The sequence below is a fragment of the Streptomyces sp. NPDC057287 genome, assembly GCF_042667905.1.
Taxonomy (GTDB): Bacteria; Actinomycetota; Actinomycetes; order Streptomycetales; family Streptomycetaceae; genus Streptomyces.
The window spans coordinates 24,956-46,294 of record NZ_JBHUYV010000029.1 but is presented as its reverse complement, the minus strand read 5'-3'; the positions used below and the strand labels follow the sequence as shown (position 1 = coordinate 46,294).

16 protein-coding genes are annotated in these 21,339 nt (G+C 72.5%); 7 read left to right on the top strand and 9 right to left on the bottom strand.

Annotated elements, in window-relative coordinates; translation table 11 throughout:
- Positions 1-37: 37 nt before the first annotated feature.
- The 6 genes from ACFUNE_RS35985 to ACFUNE_RS35960 all read left to right on the top strand — a co-directional run bounded on the left by ACFUNE_RS35985 (position 38) and on the right by ACFUNE_RS35960 (position 7,681).
- Entirely contained in the window at positions 38-334 is a 297-nt protein-coding gene (locus tag ACFUNE_RS35985; RefSeq protein ID WP_376376543.1) for a DUF503 domain-containing protein, read from the top strand.
- A 25-nt stretch (positions 335-359) separates the two neighbouring features.
- Positions 360-818 carry a 30S ribosome-binding factor RbfA gene (gene rbfA / locus ACFUNE_RS35980; RefSeq protein ID WP_056792836.1) on the top strand — a complete coding sequence of 153 codons (459 nt, stop codon included), beginning with the start codon at positions 360-362 and terminating at the stop codon, positions 816-818.
- Positions 815-1,711, top strand: coding sequence for a tRNA pseudouridine(55) synthase TruB (gene truB, locus ACFUNE_RS35975; protein WP_383576911.1), 897 nt, complete (start codon positions 815-817; stop codon positions 1,709-1,711). Before rbfA ends, truB begins: the two co-directional genes overlap by 4 nt.
- Positions 1,712-1,924: 213 nt before the next feature.
- Entirely contained in the window at positions 1,925-5,479 is a 3,555-nt protein-coding gene (locus ACFUNE_RS35970) for a trypsin-like peptidase domain-containing protein (protein WP_383576909.1), read from the top strand.
- A gap of 43 nt (positions 5,480-5,522) precedes the next feature.
- Positions 5,523-6,476: a bifunctional riboflavin kinase/FAD synthetase gene (locus tag ACFUNE_RS35965; RefSeq protein WP_383576907.1), complete on the top strand. Its 954-nt coding sequence runs from the start codon at positions 5,523-5,525 to the stop codon at positions 6,474-6,476.
- Between the two features lie 77 nt (positions 6,477-6,553).
- Positions 6,554-7,681 (top strand): XdhC family protein, encoded by a 1,128-nt coding sequence (locus ACFUNE_RS35960; protein ID WP_383576905.1) that lies wholly within the window; start codon positions 6,554-6,556, stop codon positions 7,679-7,681.
- A 20-nt stretch (positions 7,682-7,701) separates the two neighbouring features.
- Here ACFUNE_RS35960 and ACFUNE_RS35955 read toward each other — a convergent pair whose 3' ends face one another.
- The 9 genes from ACFUNE_RS35955 to eccE all read right to left on the bottom strand — a co-directional run bounded on the left by ACFUNE_RS35955 (position 7,702) and on the right by eccE (position 19,618).
- Positions 7,702-8,703: an oligopeptide/dipeptide ABC transporter ATP-binding protein gene (locus ACFUNE_RS35955; RefSeq protein ID WP_383576903.1), complete on the bottom strand. Its 1,002-nt coding sequence runs from the start codon at positions 8,701-8,703 to the stop codon at positions 7,702-7,704.
- Entirely contained in the window at positions 8,700-9,761 is a 1,062-nt protein-coding gene (locus ACFUNE_RS35950; RefSeq protein ID WP_383576901.1) for an ABC transporter ATP-binding protein, read from the bottom strand. Before ACFUNE_RS35950 ends, ACFUNE_RS35955 begins: the two co-directional genes overlap by 4 nt.
- Positions 9,758-10,678: an ABC transporter permease gene (locus ACFUNE_RS35945; protein ID WP_383576899.1), complete on the bottom strand. Its 921-nt coding sequence runs from the start codon at positions 10,676-10,678 to the stop codon at positions 9,758-9,760. The genes ACFUNE_RS35950 and ACFUNE_RS35945 overlap by 4 nt, the downstream gene beginning before the upstream one ends.
- On the bottom strand, positions 10,675-11,766 hold the full coding sequence (locus ACFUNE_RS35940; RefSeq protein WP_383576897.1) for an ABC transporter permease: 1,092 nt from the start codon (positions 11,764-11,766) through the stop codon (positions 10,675-10,677). Before ACFUNE_RS35940 ends, ACFUNE_RS35945 begins: the two co-directional genes overlap by 4 nt.
- Before the next feature lie 3 nt (positions 11,767-11,769).
- Positions 11,770-13,644: an ABC transporter substrate-binding protein gene (locus ACFUNE_RS35935; protein WP_383576895.1), complete on the bottom strand. Its 1,875-nt coding sequence runs from the start codon at positions 13,642-13,644 to the stop codon at positions 11,770-11,772.
- A 197-nt stretch (positions 13,645-13,841) separates the two neighbouring features.
- Entirely contained in the window at positions 13,842-16,856 is a 3,015-nt protein-coding gene (locus ACFUNE_RS35930) for an SCO5717 family growth-regulating ATPase (protein WP_383576893.1), read from the bottom strand.
- Between the two features lie 395 nt (positions 16,857-17,251).
- Positions 17,252-17,485 carry a DUF397 domain-containing protein gene (locus tag ACFUNE_RS35925; protein ID WP_383576956.1) on the bottom strand — a complete coding sequence of 78 codons (234 nt, stop codon included), beginning with the start codon at positions 17,483-17,485 and terminating at the stop codon, positions 17,252-17,254.
- An 85-nt stretch (positions 17,486-17,570) separates the two neighbouring features.
- Positions 17,571-18,281 (bottom strand): hypothetical protein, encoded by a 711-nt coding sequence (locus ACFUNE_RS35920; RefSeq protein ID WP_383576891.1) that lies wholly within the window; start codon positions 18,279-18,281, stop codon positions 17,571-17,573.
- Positions 18,278-19,618, bottom strand: a complete 1,341-nt coding sequence (gene eccE, locus ACFUNE_RS35915) for a type VII secretion protein EccE (RefSeq protein ID WP_383576889.1) — start codon at positions 19,616-19,618, stop codon at positions 18,278-18,280. The genes ACFUNE_RS35920 and eccE overlap by 4 nt, the downstream gene beginning before the upstream one ends.
- Before the next feature lie 183 nt (positions 19,619-19,801).
- On the opposite strand from eccE, the gene eccB reads away from it, so the two are divergent.
- Positions 19,802-21,331 (top strand): type VII secretion protein EccB, encoded by a 1,530-nt coding sequence (eccB, locus tag ACFUNE_RS35910; protein ID WP_383576886.1) that lies wholly within the window; start codon positions 19,802-19,804, stop codon positions 21,329-21,331.
- Positions 21,332-21,339 lie beyond the last annotated feature (8 nt).

Genomic DNA, 21,339 nt, shown 5'->3' with positions numbered 1-21,339 from the left:
GCCCCCGAACCCGAACCGGCGGGACATCCGGACACACATGTATGTGGGGACACTGTCCTTCGATCTGCTCCTCGGCGACGTACGGTCGTTGAAGGAGAAGCGCTCCATCGTCCGCCCGATCGTCGCCGAGCTCCACCGCAAGTTCGCGGTGAGCGTCGCGGAGACGGGTGACCAGGACCTCTACCGCAGGGCCGAGATCGGTCTTGCCGTGGTCTCCGGGGACACCGGGCACCTCACAGACGTACTCGACCGGTGCGAACGCATGATCGCGGGCCGGCCGGAGGTGGAGCTGCTGTCCGTACGGCGGCGGCTGCACAACGACGAAGAAGACTGAGCACGTATCAGAAGGAGACGGACCAGTGGCCGACAACGCGCGGGCAAAGAAGCTGGCGGACCTCATCCAGGTGGTGGTCGCCGAAAAACTGCAGCGCGGTATCAAGGACCCGCGTCTGGGCACGCACGTGACCATCACGGACACCCGTGTCACCGGCGACCTGCGGGAGGCCACGGTCTTCTACACGGTCTACGGCGACGACGAGGAGCGGGCCAGCGCGGCGGCCGGGCTGGAGAGCGCCAAGGGAATCCTGCGCTCGGCGGTCGGTGCCGCGGCGGGGACCAAGTTCACCCCCACCCTGGCCTTCGTGGCGGACGCCCTGCCGGACAACGCCAAGGCGATCGAGGACCTGCTCGACCGGGCACGCGCCTCGGACGCCAAGGTCCGTGAGGCGTCCTCCGGTGCCACGTACGCCGGCGGAGCGGACCCGTACCGCAAGCCGGAGGACGAGGACGAGAACGGCGAGGGCTCACCTTCCGCATGACGCAGAACAAAACGCCGGACGGCCTTGTCATCGTCGACAAGCCGTCCGGCTTCACTTCGCACGACGTCGTGGCCAAGATGCGCGGCATCGCCCGCACCCGGCGGGTCGGCCATGCCGGCACGCTGGACCCGATGGCGACCGGCGTCCTCGTCCTCGGCGTCGAGCGGGCCACCAAACTGCTCGGCCATCTCGCGCTGACCGAGAAGGAGTACCTGGGGACGATCCGGCTCGGCCAGGACACCGTCACCGATGACGCGGAGGGCGAGATCACCTCGTCCACCGACGCCTCCGGGGTGACCCGGGAGGGCATCGATGCCGGGGTCGCCGCCCTGTCCGGCGCGATCATGCAGGTGCCGTCCAAGGTCAGCGCCATCAAGATCGACGGCAAGCGGTCCTACGCCCGGGTGCGCGGCGGCGAGGAGTTCGAGATCCCGGCCCGCCCGGTGACCATCTCGTCCTTCCGCGTCTACGACGTCCGCGAGGCGGTCGCGGAGGACGGCACCCCGGTCGTGGACCTGGTCGTCTCCGTCGTGTGCTCCTCGGGTACGTACATCCGCGCCCTGGCCCGCGACCTCGGCGCCGGGCTCGGCGTCGGCGGGCACCTGACGGCGCTGCGGCGCACCCGCGTCGGTCCGTACGGACTGGACGCGGCACGCACGCTCGACCAGCACCAGGAGGAGCTGACCGTGATGCCGGTGGCCGAGGCCGCCGCTACGGCCTTCCCCCGCTGGGACGTGGACGCGAAGCGCGCCGGACTGCTGCTCAACGGCGTGCGGCTGGACATGCCGGCGTATCCGCCCGGGCCGGTCGGTGTCTTCGGGCCCGACGGGGCGTTCCTGGTGCTCGTCGAGGAGCAGAAGGGCAAGGCCAAGAGCCTCGCCGTCTTCGCCTGACGACGGCCCACGAGGGTTTGACCCCCATCGTGGAGCGGGCAGTCCCCCCGGTGCGTGCCCGCTCCACGATCCCCCTCCCGCGGCCATTCCTGTCCACGAGCACCGAGGAATTCACCCCAATGGACGGGCGCTCGGAGTGACAGAGGGGTGTGAGGGGGGCGCTTTCGCCTCTTGAGTTTCTCGTGCCGATCACCCTGGACCTACGGTCGGACCATGGGCAGCGGGGACCGGTCGACACTGGTGAGAATCTGCGATCAGGCCGGCCGGCCGCGGGGGACCGGATTCGTGGCGGACGACCGGGGCACGGTCGTCACCAGCCACCAGGCCGTCGCACGTTCGCAGGCCCTGACGCTGCACGGCCCGGACGGCCGCAGCTGTGCCGTCGGCCCCGACGACATCATCGCGATGCCCTCCCTGGGGCTCGCCCTCCTGCGCACCGGCGGCCCCGGAACCCTGGGGGCGGAGCCACTCCCCATCGCCCTACGCGAGGAGATCGGGACGGGCGCCTACGTGCGGATCGCCGCCCACGGCTGGCGCGAGGCACGGGTGCTCGGCACGACCCCGGCGACGTACACCGAGAACGGGCGCGACCACCCGGTGAGCGAGGCCCTGGAGCTCGCCCTCGGCACGGACGGGCGCGACGCGCTGCGCTCCGGTGGGGCCGCCGTCGGAGGGCCCGTGACCGACCCGCGCACCGGCGCCGTCCTGGGAGTGCTCTCGACGGCGCTGAGTGCCGGGCGCGAGACCGCCGGGCTGGCGCTGCCGCTGACGCACGAGGACGCCCCCGGGGCGCTGGCCGAGGTGCTCCGGCGCAACGCGAGCGGCGTCCCCGGGTACGGCCGCGATCTCAACCTCGCGGGAGCGCTGCAGCTGACCGCCACCTCGCTGGGCCACACCGACAGCCGGCCCTGTGGCACGGAGGCCGTCGAACGCCCGCACATCAGCGCCGAGTTCGCCGCCTTCGAGGCCGGCACGGGGCCCGTCCTCGGCCTGGTCGGCGCGCCGGGGACCGGCCGCACCACGGAGCTCGCCGCGCTGGCCGACCGCCGTGCCCGCGGGCCCGTGCCCGCCCTCACCCTCTGGCTGCGCGGAGCCGATCTGATGGCCGACGACACCTCGGTCGCCGACGCGATGACCCAGGCGCTCCAGCGCTCCGGGAGGATCATCAGCGCCGCCGGGGCCCCGGGCGCCATGGACGCGGCCACCCCGGAGCGGGTCGCCGCCCTGGCCGCGGCCTCCGGGAACCCCCTGCTCGTCGTCGTCGACGGCCCCGAGGAGATGCCGCCCCTGCTGGCCCACCGGCTCGCCGGGTGGGCCGGTGCCACGGCTGGCTGGCTCCTGGCCCACCAGGTGCGCATGGTCGTCGCCTGCCGCCCCGAGCACTGGGAGATCACCGGCGCGCTGTACCCACCGGGCGCTCTGCACCGGCCGGAGCGGCCGGCCGGAGGGCTGCCGCCCGCCGTCAGGCTCGGTGACCTCACGGCGCAACAGGCCGAGCGGGCATGGGAGCGCTACGGCATCCCGGCCGGCACGCTCGCGCCGGGCCACGACCGGCATCCCCTCACCCTGCGGCTGCTCGCCGAGGTGCGGGAGGCGCTGCCCCCCGACGTTCCCGGCACGCCCGGCAGGGAGGAGGTCTTCGCCGCCCACCTCGACCTCGCCTGCCTCCGCATCGCCGTCCGGATCGGCGCCGAGGCCGAACCCAGGCTCCGGGGCGCGGCGGTCCGCAGACTCGCGGCGAAGGTGGCGGGCCAGGTTCACGAGGCCGCCAGGCGCTGCCTCGGGCCGGGGCAGGGCGAGCTGGACCGGGAAGCGTTCGAGGAGATCTTCCCCTGGCGCACGGGTTGGGCCTCGGCGGTCCTCACCGAGGTGCTGCTCGTCCCGGCGGGTGCGGGATACCGCTTCGCCCACGAGGAGCTGGGCGACTGGGTGCAGGGCGCGCACCTCGACCTGGACGCGGCACTGCACTCACTGGTCCACCGCTGGCACGCGGACGGGGCGTCCGCGCCGCCGGCCCCCGTCCCGCAGGGCTCCGCGGAACCCCGCAACCTCCCGGTGCCGCGCCATCGCATCGGCCCGGTGCTGCAGGCGATGCTCCTGCTGGAGCGGCGGCAGGGGCCCGCGGCGCTGGCCCACCGCATGGCCGACCTGATCGAGGCGATGGACCGCCTGCCGCCCGGTCCCAGCACGCAGGAGCGGCTCACCGACGCCGCCTGGTGGGCGGCCCGCCTGCTCCGGGAGAGCCTGCTCAGGGTGCCCGACGCCCGGCCCTGCCTCGGGGTGCTGCGCGTGCTCGCCGGCCGTATCGCCCGGCGCTCCCTGTCCGGCGGCCGGGCCGCCCTCGGTCCGTACGCCGAATTCGGGCCGTGGTTCTGGCGCCGGATCCGGCTGCCGGAGGACGCCCGGATCGACCTCCTGCGCAGGCTCCTGCCCGCCGACGGGGCTTCCCGCGCGGACGGCGGCGAACGGTATCTGGACGCCGTCGCCCGGCGCCTGGCCGCCCACCCCCGGGCCGTCCAGGCGCTGCTGTGCCGCTGGTTCGGCGACGAGAGCCCCCTGCCCGCCGAGGACGGCGTGCCGATGCGGCTCACCGTCGCCTCGGCCGCGCAGGCCCTCCTGTACGCCCGCCGGGACCTCGCCGTCGACGACCTGACCGAGGCGCTCGTCGAAGCCGACCATCCGCGCGCCGCCGAACTGCTCGCCACCCTCGCGGAGGACGAGCCGGCCGCCCTCTGCCGCGCCGTCGACCGGTGGGCGCGTGACGAGGAGCGGCCCGCGCGGCGCGCCGCGGCGGCCTTCCACGCCGTCCTCACCGCCGCTCACGCCCTCACCGACGCCGACCGCGTCCTGCTGCGCGGCGCGGCACTCACCCTGCTGGCCCGCCCGGACGACACGGCCCTGCACGCCCAGGCGCTCACCGTCCTCGTCCGGGACCCGAGGACCGGCGGCCGCCACCTGCCGCAGGCCCTGCGGATCTTCGCCGCCGGCGACCCCCGGCTGCCGCTCGACCTGCTGACGGAGGTGTTCCCCAAGTACCCCGAGCCGGTCCTCGCCGCGCTGCGCGCCCGCCTGTCGCTGGCCGGTCGGCCCGCGGACGGCGTACTGCGGGAGCTGGCCTCCCTGGACACCCCCGCCCTGGCGCTGCACGCCCCCGGTCTCGTACGCCACTACATCGAGAGCCCCGGCCGGTCGGGGGAGGACGCAGGGGCGCAGGTCGCCGCGTACGTGGACCTCAGACTGGAGCACAGCCCGGCCGCCCGGGCGCTGCTCCTGCCGATGATGACCGTGCTGCTCCGGGACCGCCCCGCGCCGCCGGACGTGCGTGCCGCGCTGGCCCGGGTGCTCGCCGCCCCCGGTACCGCGGCTTCGAGGCCGCTGCGGGCCGAGCTGCTGGAGGTGCTGCTGGAGTTCGAGCAGGCCGGGAGGGACCCCGAGGTCCTCGACGCCCTGCTGCGGGCGGCGGCGGCCGGTTCCGGACGCCGCCCCGAGGCCCGCACACGGGCTCTGGTGCACCGCACCGGGATGCTCCTCGTGCGCACCCCCGAGGGCGTGGACCGCTTCGACCGCGGGCTGGTCGAAATCGCCCGGGACGTTCCCGGATTCGCGGCCCTCGTCACCCGGTGGCTGACCGACGCCCCGCAGGAGTGGGCCGCCGTCGTGGGCCCCGGAGCCCGGCGGACGATGGAGGCCATGGGCGGGTCGCGGCCCGGGATCCCGATGCCGATGCAGGCCGCGGGACGTGAGCATGGCAGTCTTAGACCTGCGTAATGGACATACACACGTACACAGGTTCGGGCGAGGAGCGGTCACAGTGCACTGCTGGCGTGGCTTGGAGGACATCCCCGAGGGCTGGGGACGCAGCGTCGTCACCATCGGCTCCTACGACGGGGTGCACCGCGGGCACCAGCTGATCATCGGCCGGGCCGTGGAGCGGGCGCGGGAGCTGGGCGTTCCCTCCGTCGTCGTCACCTTCGACCCGCACCCCAGCGAGGTCGTCCGCCCCGGCACGCACCCGCCGCTGCTCGCACCGCACCACCGGCGTGCCGAGCTCATGGCCGGACTGGGGGTGGACGCGGTGCTGATCCTGCCGTTCACCACGGAGTTCTCGAAGCTCTCGCCCGCCGACTTCATCGTGAAGGTGCTCGTCGACAAGCTGCACGCGAAGCTGGTCATCGAAGGCCCCAACTTCCGCTTCGGGCACCGGGCGGCGGGCAATGTGGCCTATCTGGCCGAGCTCGGTCCGACGTACGACTACGAGGCCGAGATCATCGACCTCTACGTGAGCGGTGACGCCGGCGGTGGCGAGCCGTTCTCCTCCACGCTCACCCGCCGCCTCGTCGCGGAGGGCGACATGGCGGGCGCCGCGGAGATCCTCGGCCGCCCGCACCGTGTCGAGGGCGTCGTCGTGCGCGGAGCCCAGCGCGGCCGGGAGCTCGGCTTCCCCACGGCGAACGTGGAGACCCTGCCGCACACGGCGATTCCCGCCGACGGTGTCTACGCGGGCTGGCTGACGGTGGACGGCGAGGCGATGCCCGCCGCGATCTCCGTGGGCACGAACCCGCAGTTCGACGGCACCGAGCGGACCGTCGAGGCGTACGCGATCGACCGGGTCGGCCTCGACCTGTACGGGCTGCACGTGGCGGTGGACTTCCTCGCCTACGTGCGCGGCATGCTGAAGTTCGACTCGATCGACGACCTGCTCGTGGCGATGGCCGCCGACGTGAAGCGGTCCAGCGAGCTGGTCGCGGCGTACGAACGCGCCTGACGCCTTCCTGTGGTGCGCGGGCCGGGACCGGGGCATCGTCGGGTGCAGGAGCCGTCGAGCCGGAAGGACCTCCGCCCGTGCGTGAACTGCTGTCGGAACTGCGTGCCTGGCAGGCCGCCGGTACGCCCTTCGCGCTGGCCACCGTCGTCGCGGTGCGGGGCAGCGCGCCACGGGCCCCCGGCGCCACGATGGCGGTGACCGCCGACGGCACGGTGGCGGGCAGCGTTTCCGGCGGCTGCGTGGAGAGCGACGTGTACGAGGTCGCCACCGAGACGCTCACCACGGGTGAGACGCAGCTCAGGACGTACGGCATCAGCGACGACGAGGCCTTCGGCGCCGGGCTGACCTGCGGCGGCACGATCGATGTCCTGATCCGGCCCTGTGTCACCGCGGCCGACCGGGACGGGCTGCGGGAGCTCGCCGACCTCGTCGCCGCCGGGGAGCCCGTCGCGCTCGCCACCGTGGTGTCCGGAGCCGCTCCGCCGGGCGCCCGCCGCCTGGTCCTCGGCGGCCGCACCAGCGGTTCGCTCGGGGAGGAGGGGCTCGACGCGGCCGTCACCGACGACGCGCGCGGGCTGCTCGCCCAGGGAGCCACCGGCACCGTCCGGTACGGTCCGCGCGGTGAGCGCCGGATGCAGGACGTCACCGTCTTCGTCCAGACGTACGCTCCCGCGCCCCGCATGCTCGTCTTCGGAGCCATCGACCACGCGGCGGCCACGGCGCGGATCGGCGCCTTCCTCGGCTACCGGGTGACGGTCTGCGACGCCCGCCCGGCCTTCGCCACCCGGGAACGCTTCCCCACGGCCGACGAGGTCGTCTGCGCATGGCCGCACACCTACCTGGAGTCGACCCGGGTGGACGGGCGCACGGTCGTCTGCGTCCTGACCCACGACCCGAAGTTCGACGTCCCCCTGCTCGCCGCCGCGCTCCGCACACCCGCCGCGTACATCGGTGCGATGGGCAGCCGGCGCACCCACGCCGACCGGATCGCCCGGCTGCGGGAGGCCGGGGTGGACGAAGCGGGGCTGTCCCGCCTCGCGTCACCCGTGGGCCTCGACCTAGGAGCCCGTACGCCGGAGGAGACGGCCGTCTCCATCGCCGCGGAGATCATCCAGCACCGCTGGGGCGGAACGGGCCGCCCCCTGGGGGAGCTGACGGGCACGATCCACCACGCCCCCGTCACCCGGGGGCCCGGCCCCGGGTGACGGACCCCCGCCGCAGCGGGCTACGAGACCGCCTCCACGCCAGCCGCGGCCCAGTGGCAGGCGACCTGCGTCCTGCCGTCACCCTCCAGCACCGGCAGATCCTTCGTACGGCACGCGTCCGCGACGCCCGCACGCTCCGCCTCGCCCGAGGCGAGGATCTGGCAGCGGGCGTGGAAGCGGCAGCCGGACGGGACCTTCGAGGGGTCCGGCGGCTCGCCCGAAAGGATCACGGGCTCGCCGTCCGCCTCCGGCAGCACGGACAGCAGCGCCTGGGTGTACGGGTGCCGGGGGGACGTGAGGATCTGCTCGACGTCACCCGTCTCCACGATCCGGCCGAGATACATCACGGCGACCCGGTCCGCGATGTTCCACGCCAGCCCCAGATCGTGCGTCACCACCAGTGCCGACAGGCCCAGTTCGTCGCGCAGGCGCAGCAGCAGCGCCAGGATCTCACCGCGTACCGACGCGTCCAGCGAGGCCACGGGCTCGTCCGCCACGATGAGCTCCGGCTCCAGGACCAGCGCGCCCGCGATCACGACACGCTGGCGCTGACCGCCCGACAGCTCGTGCGGATAGCGAAGGAAGAACCGCTCCGGAGGCCGCAGCCCCGCCCGCGCCAGCGCCCCGGACACCGCCGCGTGCTCGTCACCCGCGTAGCCGTGGATGCGCAGGCCCTCGGCGACCGCCTCGTACACGGTGTGGCGGGGGTTGAGGGAGCCGCTCGGGTCCTGGAGCACCAGCTGCACCCGCTTGCGGTACGCCTTGAGCGCCCGGCCCGAGTAGGCGAGCGGCTCGCCGCCGAAGGTGACCCGGCCGGCCGTCGGCGCCACCAGGCCCATCAGCGAACGGGCCAGCGTCGTCTTGCCGCAGCCCGACTCACCGACCAGGGCGACGATCTCGCCGGGACGGATGTCGAGGTCGACCCCGTCGACCGCACGGGCGGTCGCCGCCCCGCGACGGCCCGGGAAGGCGACCTCCAGCGCCTCGGCGCTGAGCAGGGGTGCAGGGGGAGTGGTGGTCATGAGGTGCTCCTTGCTTCCTCGGCGCCGCCGAGCGGACCGGGTGGCGCGGTGGCGTCCGGTTCCACCAGCACACAGGCCGCCCGCCGGGACGGGCCGGCGACCCTCAGCTCCTGGTCCTCGGTGGCGCAGGAGTCCAGCGCCACCGGGCACCGGGGATGGAACGCACAGCCGGAGGGCAGCGCCGACGGGTCCGGCGGATCGCCCGGCAGACCGCGCGGCGCGTGCCGGGACGCGAGGTCGCCGATCCGGGGGAAGGCGGCCGACAGGGCGGCGCCGTACGGGTGCCGGGCGTTCTCGTACACCTGCTTGGCGGGGCCCTCCTCCACGACCCTGCCCGCGTACATCACCGACAGCCGGTCGCAGGTGTCGGAGAGCACCGCCAGGTCGTGGCTGATCATGATCAGACCGAGGTCCTGGTCGCTGACGAGCTGCTCGATCAGCCGCAGGATCTGGGCCTGGATCATCACGTCGAGGGCGGTGGTGGGTTCGTCGGCGATGATCAGCCGCGGGTCGCAGGCCAGCGCCATGGCGATCATCACGCGCTGGCGCTGACCACCCGACAGCTCGTGCGGATAGGCGTCCGCACGCGCGGCCGGAAGCCCCACCTGCTCCAGCAGCTCACCGGCGCGCCTGCGCGCAGCTGCCGGGGTGGCCTTGCGGTGCAGCAGGATCGGTTCGGCGATCTGGTCCCCGACGCGGTGCACGGCGTTGAGCGAGTGCATCGCGCCCTGGAACACGATCGACGCCCCGGCCCAGCGCACGGCCCGGAGACGGCCCCACTTCATGGTGAGGATGTCCTCGCCGTCCAGCAGGATCTCCCCGCTCAGGGTCGCGGACGGGGGCAGCAGGCGCAGCAGGGCGAGCGCCAGGGTCGACTTCCCGCAGCCGGACTCCCCGGCGATGCCGAGCTTCTGGCCCGCCTCCACCCGCAGGTCGACACCGCGCACGGCAGGGACGGCCGAGGCCCCCGAGCCGTAGGTGACATGCAGATTCCGGACGTCGAGCAACGGCTGCCCGGTCTCCGGCTTGGGAACGCTCTCGGTCTTCACAGCGGTCAACGGGACACCCCCAGCTTGGGGTTGAGCACGGTCTCGATGGTGCGGCCGCACAGCGTGAACGCGAGGGCGACGACCGCGATGGCGAGTCCGGGCGGAGCGAGGTACCACCAGTTGCCGGAACTGACCGCTCCGGCCTCACGGGCGTCCTGGAGCAGACCGCCCCAGGAGACGATCGTCGGATCGCCGAGGCCGAGGAAGGCCAGGGTCGCCTCGGTGAGGATGGCGGTGGAGATCACCAGCGTGGTCTGCGCGAGCACCAGCGGCATCACGTTGGGCAGCACGTGGCGGGACATGATGTGGCCGTGGCCGCCGCCGAGCGCCTGGGAGCGCTCGATGTACGGACGGGACTCCACGGACAGCGTCTGCGCGCGCACGAGCCGCGCTGTCGTCGGCCAGGTCGTCACCCCGATGGCGAGGACCGTCGTCCAGAGGGACCGCGAGAGCACGGTGGCCAGCGCGATCGCGAGGACCAGCGTCGGCATCACCAGGAACCAGTCGGTGATCCGCATGACGACGTTGCCGTACCAGCCCTTGAAGTGGCCGGCCGTGATGCCCACCAGGGTCCCGATGGCCACCGACAGGAAGGCGGCGAGCAGGCCCACGGTCAGCGACACCCGCGTCCCCCAGACCAGGAGGGCGAGCAGACTGCGGCCGAACTGGTCGGTGCCGAGCGGGAACTCCGCGCTCGGGGACTCCAACGGGCCGCCCGGCGCGTCGGTGACGCTCTGGGAGGTCGCGCCCACCAGCAGCGGGGCGGCCAGCGCGGCCAGGGCGATCAGCGCGAGCACGGTGAGGCCCGCCAGGCCGGACCTGTGGGTGCGGTACTGCTGCCAGAAGCGGGCCGCCGCGTGGCGCCTGCGGGTCCAGGTCAGCGCACGCGGGCTCAGGGCACGCGTGGCGTCGGTCGTGGTCGTCATCGGCCCACCCGGGGATCGAGGAGCGGATAGATCACATCGGCGAGCGTGTTCATCAGGATCACCGCGGCGGCGAAGATGAAGAAGAGCGCCTGCACCAGTGGCAGATCGGGCACGCTCAGGGCCTGGTAGAAGAGCCCGCCCAGGCCGGGCCAGGAGAACACCGTCTCCACCAGGATGGCGCCCGCCACCGTGTTGCCCAGGTTGACGAAGAGCAGCGTCACCGTCGGCAGCATCGCGTTCGGCACGGCGTGACGGCGGCGTACGAGGTCGTCACGCAGCCCCTTCGCACGGGCCGTCGTCAGGTAGTCGCTGCCCATCTCGTCGAGCAGCGAGGACCGCATCACCAGCAGGGTGCGTGCGTACTCGACGGCGACGAGCGTCACCACCGGCAGGACCAGGTGGTGCGCGACGTCCAGGACGTATCCGAAGCCGCTGGAGTTGCCCGACTCCATGCCGCCGGTCGGGAACAGGCCCGGGATCGGACCGATGCCCACCGACAGGGTCACGATCAGGAGCAGCCCGAGCCAGAACGAGGGCACCGAGTACAGCGTCAGGGCGAACGCGGTGTGGAAGCGGTCGCCGGCCGAGCCGTTGCGCCAGGCGGACCTGGCACCGAGCCAGATGCCGATGGCCGTGTAGATCACGAACGCGGTGCCGGTGAGCAGCAGCGTCGCGGGCAGCGCCTCGGAGATCTTGTCCATGACCGGGGCGCGGAACTGGTACGACGTACCGAAGTCCCCGGTCAGGGCCTTGCCGCAGTACTCGGTGAACTGCTGCCACAGCGGCAGGTCCAGGCCGAATTCCTTGCGCATCGCGGCGATCTGTTCGTTCGACACCTGCCGGCCGCCGGTCATCTGCTTGACCGGGTCGCCGGGGATCAGGCGGAACAGGAAGAAGCTGGTGACGAGCACGGCGAACAGCGAGACGGCCGCACCGGCCAGCTTGCCCGCCGCGTAGCGGAGATAGGCGGTCGTGCTGCGGGCGCGTGGACTGCGGGCCGACGGCCCGGCCGGAGCCGGGCCGTCGGTCTGCACAGCGTCCACGCCCGCCGCGCCCTTCAGGAGCGCGGGAGTGCTTTCTGTGCTCATGGACTATTCACGGTCTTCCGCGGTGGAACGACGACGCATGGCGAACAGCAGCCCGCCACCGGCGAGGATTACTACGGCGACACCGACACCGATGAGGACCCCGGTCGAGCTGCCGCTGTCGCCGGACGAACCGTCCGACGCACCGGCGGCCGGGACCGCCGACCACCAGCTCCAGTAACCGTCCTGACCGTAGATGTTGCCCGCGTCCGACGGCATGGTCGTGATGGACTTGATCTGGTCGGTGCGGTAGGCCTCGACGGCATTCGGGTACGCCATGACGTTCATGTATCCCGTGTCGTACAGCCGCGACTCCATCTGCTTCACGAGGTCGGCCCGTTTGGCGGGGTCGTACTCCGCCGTCTGCTTCGCGTAGAGCTCGTCGTACTGCTTGTCGCAGATGAAGTTGTCGGTCTGCGCGGTCTCCTTCGCCTTGGCCGGCAGAGCGGCGCAGGTGTGGATCGACATGACGAAGTCGGGGTCCGGGTTGACGGACCAGCCGTCGAACGCGAGATCGTACTCACCGGCGTACCAGGGGTCGGAGACGTTGTCGCGGCAGTCGACCTTCAGGCCGACACCGAGGTCGCCCCACCACTCCTGGAGGTACTTGCCGATCGCCTTGTCGTTGGGGTCCGTGGCGTGGCACAGGATGCGGAAGTCGAGCGGCTTGCCGTCCTTGCCGGCCCGCTTGCCGGAGCTGTTCTTCTTGTAGCCCGCCTCGTCGAGGAGGGCGCCGGCCTTCGCCGGGTCGTAGGCGAGCTTCTGCCCGGCCTCGGGCTTCCAGAAGTACGAGCCGTAGCGGGGCGGGATGTAGCCCTCGCCCTCTATGGCGTAGCCCTGGAACACCTTGTCGATGATGGTCGTGCGGTCCACGGCCATGAACAGGGCCTGACGGACCTTCTGGTCCTGCAGCGCCGCGTGCCCGTCGCCGAACTTCTTGCCGTCCTTGGTCTGCGCGCCCGGGTTGGTGGCCAGTGCGTAGAAGCGGCGGCCGGGGGCGTCGTTCACCTTGATGTTGTCCGCCGTCTTCAGCGAAGCGGCCTGAGCGGGGGTCAGGCTCGGGCTGCCGGCGACGAAGGAAACTTCACCCTTTCGGAGGGCGGCGACCGCTGCGTCCTGGTCCTTGTAGTACCGGAAGACGATCTCGTCGAACTTGGGCGCGCCGCGCCAGAAGTCCTTGTTCGCCTTGAGCTTCACGTAGCTGTCGACCTTGTAGTCCGTCAGGATGAACGGACCGTTCCCCACGATCGGGAACTTCGTGTCGTTGTTGAACTTCGAGAAGTCGCCGACCTTCTCCCAGACGTGCTTGGGCACGATGGGCACGTCCAGCGCCGTCATCGTCGCCTGAGGCTTCTTCAGCTCGATGACCAGCTTGTCCGGGCTGGGCGCGGACACCTTCTTGAAGTTGGAGACGAAGCTGCCGTTGGAGGTCGCGGCTCCCTCGTCGGTCATCATCGTGTTGAAGGTCCAGGCCGCGTCCTCGGCGGTGGCCTTCTCGCCGTCCGACCACTTCGAGTCGGTGCGGATGGTGTACGTCCACGTCAGTTTGTCCGCCGACGGTGTCCACTCGGTGGCGAGGCCGGGGACCGTGTGGCTGTCCTTGGCGTCGTAGTTGGTCAGGAAGTCGTACATCAGCCGGCTGATGCTCGTGGAGAGCAGCCGCTGCGCGAGGAACGGGCTCAGGGAGTCGACGCTCTGCGCGACCGCGACCGTGAGGGTCGACGTGCCGTCAGCCGCCTGCGCCTCCTGAGGGGCGGGGCCGATCGGGTTTCCGGGGACGACCGATCCGGCGGCCAGCGCCAGGGCGGCGGCTCCGGAGGCGAGAAGGATGCGGAGACGGCCGCGTGGGCGGGAGGAACGTGGAGGGAATCTTGTGACCATGGACGTGGACCTCGCGTCGTGACTCGCATGGTGAAGGCGGGCAGATCTCTGGTTCGCCAGCTGGTGAAGCGAAGGTTTATCAGCGGCGGTCGAGTCACGTCAACGGTCGGCCAAACCGCGTGTGGTCTGCGGGAATGCGATGAGGGCCCGCACCGTGCGAACGGTGCGAGCCCTCATTGGTTTAGACCTCTACTGCCTTACTGCTGAGGCGCCGGCGGCGGCTGCGGAGGCTGCTGCTGCCGGCCCCCGGGCGGAACGGGGCCTTGCAGTTCGGGCTGTCCGGACTGATGTGCCTGGCCATCGTGTTGCGCGGGCGGCGGAGGCGGCCCGGCCGGATTCCCGCCGGGCTGCCCCTGGGCGGGCGGCAACTGCTGCCAGCCGTTGTACTGCGCACCCGGACCGGGGTGCGGCGGGTACGGCTGCTGCGGCGCGGCGGGCTGCTGGGCCGGGGGCTGTTGCCCCCCGTACGGCTGCTGCTGTCCGCCGTGGGGCTGCTGGCCCCCGTAGGGCTGCTGGGGCGGATACGGCTGCTGCGGCTGCCCGGGGTAGGGCTGTCCGGGGTAGGGCTGGCCCGGCTGCGGCTGTCCGGGGTACGGCTGCCCCGGCTGTTGCTGCGGCGCGTACTGCTGCTGGCCGGGCACCTGCTGACCCGGCGTCTGGTGCCCCGGCATCGGCGGCGCGAACTGCGGGGGCGGGTTGCTGCCGTCGGCCGTCCACAGCCCCTGCTGCTGCTGAGCCCGCTGGAAGTCCTCCGCGACGAGCGCGGAGAGGTTGAAGTAGGCCTCTCGGGTCTTCGGGCGCATCATGTCGAGGTCGACCTCCGCGCCCGCCGACAGGTGCTCGTCGAACGGCACGACCACCACGCCGCGGCACCGCGTCTCGAAGTGCTGCACGATGTCGTCGACCTTGATCATCTTTCCGGTCTCGCGGACACCGGAGATGACGGTCAGGGACCGCTGCACCAGGTCCGCGTAGCCGTGCGCCGACAGCCAGTCCAGCGTGGTCGACGCGCTGGAGGCGCCGTCGACGGACGGAGTCGAGATGATGATCAGCTGGTCGGCGAGGTCCAGTACGCCGCGCATGGCGCTGTAGAGCAGGCCGGTGCCCGAGTCGGTGAGGATGATCGGGTACTGCTTGCCCAGAACATCGATCGCCCGGCGGTAGTCCTCGTCGTTGAAGGTCGTGGAGACCGCCGGGTCCACGTCGTTGGCGAGGATCTCCAGGCCCGAGGGCGCCTGCGAGGTGAAGCGGCGGATGTCCATGTACGAGTTGAGGTACGGGATCGCGCCCACCAGGTCGCGGATGGTGGCCCCGGTCTCGCGGCGTACCCGGCGGCCGAGCGTGCCGGCGTCCGGGTTGGCGTCGATCGCGAGGATCTTGTCCTGCCGCTCGGTGGCCAGGGTGGATCCGAGCGCCGTGGTCGTCGTCGTCTTGCCGACGCCGCCCTTGAGGCTGATGACCGCGATCCGGTAGCAGGACAGCACCGGCGTACGGATCAGGTCGAGCTTGCGCTGCCGCTCGATCTCCTCCTTCTTGCCGCCCAGCTTGAAGCGGGAGGCGGAGGAGGGGTTGCGACTGCTCTTGGCCTTCTGCTTGCCCCGGACGAGCCGGTCCGACGACAGCTCCACCGCGGCCGTGTAACCGAGCGGGGCGCCGGGGACGGAACGCTCGCGCTGGTCGTGGGTGACCGGCGTCGGCCACGCGGACCCGGTGCGCGGGTCGACGGGCGGCGCCTGCGGGGCGGGCGGCTGGGGCTGGTAGGCCTCGGGCTGCTGCTGCTGCTGAGCAGGCAGGTTCGGCGTGCCCTGGGCCTGCTGCTGAGGGATCTGCGGGGGGAGCGGTGAGCCCTGCGCGGGGAACTGCGGCTGCTGGGGCGGCTGCGGAGCCGGGAAGCCGTAGCCCCCCTGCGGCTGGGCGCCCGGGGGCAGTTGGGGTGCGCCGTGCGCGGGGAACTGCTGTTGCTGTGCCTGCTGCGGGAATCCGTAGCCGCTCTCCTGCGGCGCCTGCGGGAAGCCGTAACCCCCTTGCGAAGACTGCGTGTTGGGCTGGACCGGTTGCTGAGGCGCCTGCGGGGGCAGCTGTACGGGCTGCTGGGGTGCCTGCGGGGACGGCTGCGCGTGCTGCTGGGGTGCCTGCGGGGCAGGCGGTGCGGGTGCTTGCGGGAACCCGTAGCCGCCCTGCGCGGCCTGCGGGAATCCGTAGCCTCCCTGCGGCTCTGCGGCCGGAGCGGCGGCGGGCTGCTGCGCGGGCCACTGCGGGGCGGACCGGGGTGCGCTCGGCTGCTGCGCGGCCGGCTGGAAGGCTGGTGGCAGTGGGGGGAGGGCGCCCGGCGCGGGCGGCGCGGGGGACCACGGTGCGGGGGCGTTCGACGGCGCGGTGTCCTGGGGCGCCTCTTCGGAGGACACTTCGGCGGCCGGTGCGCCCGTGGGAGGTGCGTCCTGGGGCGCTGCGTCGGGTGCGGAGTCCGCGGGTCCTTCGGCCTGGGTGCCTGCCTGCGCGGCGGAGGGCTCGTCGCCCGTCTCCGGGGCGTCGTCGGCGGGCCGCACGGAGTCCTGTGCCGCGTCGGCCTCCGGAGTGCCGGTCTCGTCGCCCTCCGTGGAGTCGTTCGCGCCCACCGGACCGGCAGGCTCCTCGCCGCCGTCCTCGGACGGGGCGGCCGAAGGCGCGGGCTCGGTGGAATCACCGGAACCGGACGCCGCCGCCTCGGACTTGGCCGCCTCGCGCTCGGCGATCTCCTGCTTCAGCGCGGCGGGGGAGAACCGCATGGTTGCGCCGCTCTCCACGTCGCCACCGCCGAACGGGCCGGACGCGCCGCTCACCGGGTCCGGCCCTTCGGAGGGTGCAGCAGCCGGAGCGGGTGTCGGCAGCGACGCGGGCGCCGGTGCTGCGGGTGCCGGAGGCGCGGGCTCGAAGGAGGGCGAGGGCGGCTCGGACGAGGCGGTCGGCGCTGCCGGAGCCGGCGGCCAGCCGGGCTCGAATCCGCCGGAAGCCGGAAGTCCCGGTGCGGGCAGAGGTGCCCCCTGCGGCGGCGGAGGCGGCGCCAGGTGCGACCCCGCTCCCCCCGAGGAGTCGCCCGGCGCGTTCTGCGTGTACCAGGCGGGAGGGGTGTAGTCGATGGTGAACTCACCCGTCATCTCGGCGGGATCCGCGTCGGACGACTCGTCGACGGGCGTGTTCCATCCCCCGCTGATCTCGTCCCGATCGCCGTTCACTTTGCCTCCTGGTGTGGTCGAGCACCCTTGTGCCGTGGTGGGTGGGGGCGACCGTTCCCGTTGTCCGGTCCGCCCGGCTCTCCCCCTTGCGACGCGCAGTGCCTGTCCGCAGGTTCCTCTGGCGCGCCCCCACCCACCCTAATCGCCATGAGGCGCACTACGGCAGGCCGTATCCCCCAGCGGCGACTGTCCTGTAGGTCACGTTCGGGCAGCGGGCGGAGCGAGTACCCCGGATCGTGAGGGAACGGGCCATTTGTCACGCTCCTGGGTGTGACCGGACCCTGGAGGGCACGCAGCCGGACACAGGGGCGCTCGACCGGACACGGCGAAGGCACGCGGCCGGACACAGCGCGGGGACGACCGTCCGTGACAGCCGCCCCCGCGCCTACGCTCGTCTACTTGAGGTCGAACTCGCCGTCCCGCGCTCCCAGCACGAACGCACGCCACTCGGCCTCCGTGTAGCGCAGCACGGTCTCCGGATCCAGCGACGAGCGCATGGCGACCGCGCCGTCCGGGAGGTGGGCGATCTCCACCCGTTCCTCGACGTTCTCGGTACCGGGTGCGCTCAGCCACTCCGCACCCGAGATGTCGAGAGCGTAGAGCTCTTCCTTTTCCTGCTGGGTGCCCATGGGCACGTCCCTTCCGTCGAACTGGCGTCGTCCACCCGCCATGATCCTGAAAATCGGCGCGCCCGGGGTCCGAACGGGACAGGAATCAGTCCATCCGGCGAGCCGTGCCCAGCAAGCCGGTCTCGACGTCCGTCGCGCTGGTCATCACCCAGTGGCGGTCGCGGCCGGCCACCCAGAGCGTGACACCGTCCGCCAGGGTGGGAAGCGCCTCGCTCTCCGTCCGTGCGAGCCCCAGGATCCGGCCGATCTGCTCCGCCTCGGCAGGTGACACCCGCTGGATGCCCACGAGCGTCGCCGACCGCATCAACCGGGGCGCCACGGGGCTCAGATAGGGCAGCAGCGTCAGCACCGACTGCCACGGCGAGGACACCACCCGGCCGCGGGGCGGACGCATGCCGCAGTCGCGCACGACCACCACGGGGCTGCCGACGGTGGCCCCGGTCGGCGGGACCCTGCCCACGTCATGGAGGGAGATGCACTCGAGACCGGCGCCCGCCGCCTGGGCCAGCGTCGTCCAGGCCTGGGTGCGGCCCGTCTCGACCGCCACCCGCGCACCGGTACCGGCAGCGCGCAGCGCCAGCACCTGCGCGGTCCACAGCCCGCCGATCAGCACGACGTCGTACGGCGCGGGCCGGTGGAACCCGATCATCTGCGGGCGGCCCTCGGCGTCGTCGCCGATGATCACACCGTCGTCCCCCACGGGCAGCGACAGCGCGCCCAGGTGATCCGCCGCCAGGGTGTGGCCCGCGTGACGGGGGCCGAGCAGGCCCCGCCTCGGGCTGAGTCGCTGTGTCACTGCGCGCCTCCGAGCGGGAGCGTGGCCAGGACGCCCGGCAGTTGTTCGCGGTCCAGCCGTACGAGGCCGACCTCCGCGTGCCGTGCGGCCTGCTCCAATGTCCTTCGTACTCCGACCAGTTCGGTGTCCGAACCGCCGGTGATCCGTACGTGGCCACGCACGGACACATGGCCCTGGTGCGTACCGCGGCGCACCGTCAGGCTGAACGTCGTCGCGTACGCCGGCACCGAGGTCAGCAGCGCGACGAGCCGCGGGAGCGGAGTGGCGCCCCGGCCCAGCTCGGGCCAGCGGTCCACCGCGTACGTGGTGTGCCAGCGGTCGTCGCAGCGCCAGACCCGGGCCGTCTCGGCCGTCCGCCGCTGCGGCGCCGCATCGGGGCGTCCGGCGCGGGCAGACAGGATGGGGTTGGCGCACGCGGACGTCGCCACGGCGGAGTTCAGCTCGTCCTGGTCCAGCACCGCGGCCCGGAAACCCGCGCCGGTGATCCGGCTCGCCACATGGTCCGCGACCCGCACCAGGCAGCGCTGGGCCCCTCCGATTCCGCCGCCGCGTGCCTCGACGGCCTCCCGGCACAGCTCCGGATCCAGCTTCACCGCAACCCAGGTCATCCGCAGCGCGGGCGCCCCGGTCCGGTCCTGGAGGGGTCCGTACGAAAGCCGGGCCACCGACCGCTCCGGCAGGTGCGGAGCCGGAGCGGGCCGTACCTGCTGCACCAGCTGCGCGGACTCCAGCACGATGTCGTCCACCGCGAGCGCGTCGCCCAGGAGGGACAGCGGAAGGGCACGGGCGCCCATCGCCTGGCGGAGCGACTCACCGCTCGCCTCGACCCGTACGACCGCGGTCAGGAACGTGCCGTCCCCGACCATGCCCACCGTGCGGCGGGCGCCGTCCACGTAGATGTAGGGAGCGAATCCCGGAACGTTCTCCGCCACCGGTGCCAGTTGCGGCTCCGTCTCGGCGGGCGGTGCGGCCGCCGTCCGCCTGCGGTTGCGCAGGGACGACACCGTCGACAGCCAGTCCTGCACGGCCCGGCCCCGTCGGCGTACCACCGCGAGAAGGATCAGCAGACAGGCGATCACACCGGCGGGGATCATCCACGCACCGCCGAGTGCGGCGCCCACCACCGCGACGGCCAGGGCCGCCTCGACGAGCACCATCTGCCGCAGCGCGGGCCCGACGCGACCTGTCCTGGAGATCGAATGGAGCGTGGTCGCCGCGGGGGCGTCCGCCGACCTCGGGGCAGCTGCCCCGTCCGACCCGTTGCTTCGTTGCCGCCGGGAAGAGCCGGGCGTTCGGTGCGCGGACCGCCTCGTGCGCTCCCCCGTCGCTGCACCCATCGCCGCGTTGCCCCCTCGTGTCCGTATTCACCGTTTTTTTCACGGGCGTTGATCGGGCGATCACCCTACCTGAGCGGTGAGAGCCAAGTGCCAACAGGCATAGTAGGGGTCCCGGTCGGGGGCAGCGGCCCGCGGAGGGTGTGGGAACCTGGTCGCCCACTGGGGAGAAGGGGCAGCGCGCACATGGCATCACGGCGGGACGAACTCAATGCCTACACCTTCGCGAAGCGGAGGTTGGTCGCACAGTTCCTGCAGCCCCACCCGTCCGGTTCGGAAGAGGGGGCCCCGCGACCTCTTCGCGCGGTGGTGCCCGGAGTGATCGTCGGCGCAGTCGCCCTGGCGGTGTTCGGCGCCTGGGGCATGTTCAAGCCCGTGGCACCGCAGAAGTGGGACACCCCCTACGAGAACGTCATCATCGCCAGCAAATCCACCACGCGCTACGTGGTGTTGACGACCGACGGCAAGACACAGCTCCACCCGGTGCTGAACATGTCCAGCGCCAAGCTGCTCCTCGCCCCCGACAAGGGCACGGTCGTCAACGTCGACGAATCGGTCCTCGACAGCGGCAAGATCCCGCACGGGGCCACGCTCGGCATTCCGTACGCCCCCGACCGCCTGCCCGACAAGACCGAAGCAGGCTCCACGAAGCGCTGGGCGGTCTGCGAACGGCCCGGCGAGGGCGGCAGGGCCATCCAGAAGGCCGCTTTCGTCCTCGCGGAGCGCGAGCAGACGAAGACGGACGGCGCGAGCAAGCTTCGTGGCGGCGACGTGATGTACGTCGAGGGCCCCGGACCGGAGAAGACCCGCTACCTCGTCGACGCCACCGGTAAGGCGTACGCGGTGGACAACGACGAGCTGCTGCTGCGCACCCTGGTCGCCGAGGGCCGCGCCCAGCGGGTGTCCGCCGACTGGCTCGCCACCCTGCACAAGGGGGACGCCGTCTCCTTCCCCTCCATCGAGGGAACCCCCGGCACCGACGCGGGCGTTCCGGGCCAGCTGCGCCCCGAGGACAACAAGGTGGGCATGGTCCTCGCGGCAACCGCCGGCACGAGGACCCAGCAGTACGTGGTTCTGCCGGGCAGGGTCGCCCCGGTGTCCGACTTCGTCGCCAAACTCCTCCTCAACAGTCGCGCCCTGGTCAACCTGAACCCGAACGGCAAGGTCAAGCACGTCAGTGCCGGAGCCTTCGAGCCCGGTGAGGCGTTCGGACAGGAGCGGGACTGGCCCGCGAACGAGCCGAAGCCCGTCAACTCCACGAGCATGACGAGCGGAAGCCGCAACACCGTCTGCAACGTCCTGCGCGGCGTCTCCGACAAGGACGGCGCCAGCACGCTCAGCACCTGGGCGGGCACGAGCTTCCCCGCGACGCTCCCCACCGGCTCCAGCAGCGCCTACGTCACCCCCGGATCCGGCCAGCTCTTCCGGCAGTTCAAGGGATCCAGCCCGGAGTCCGGGCCCCTCTTCCTGGTGACCGACACCGGCCTTCGCTATGCGATGCAGTCCAACGGCGACAGCGCGCAGGACGACTCCGGCATCGGTGAGTCCGGCACGAAGCAGGAGAGGGAGCAGAGGCAGCAGGAAGCGCAGCAGGCGCAGAACCAGCTCGGGTTCAAGGACGTCGACCCCGCGCCCATTCCGGCTGCGTGGTCCGCCTTCCTGCCGACGGGACCCCGGCTCTCGACCGGCGCCGCACGCCAGCCGCAGGGTTCGTGAGGAGCGAC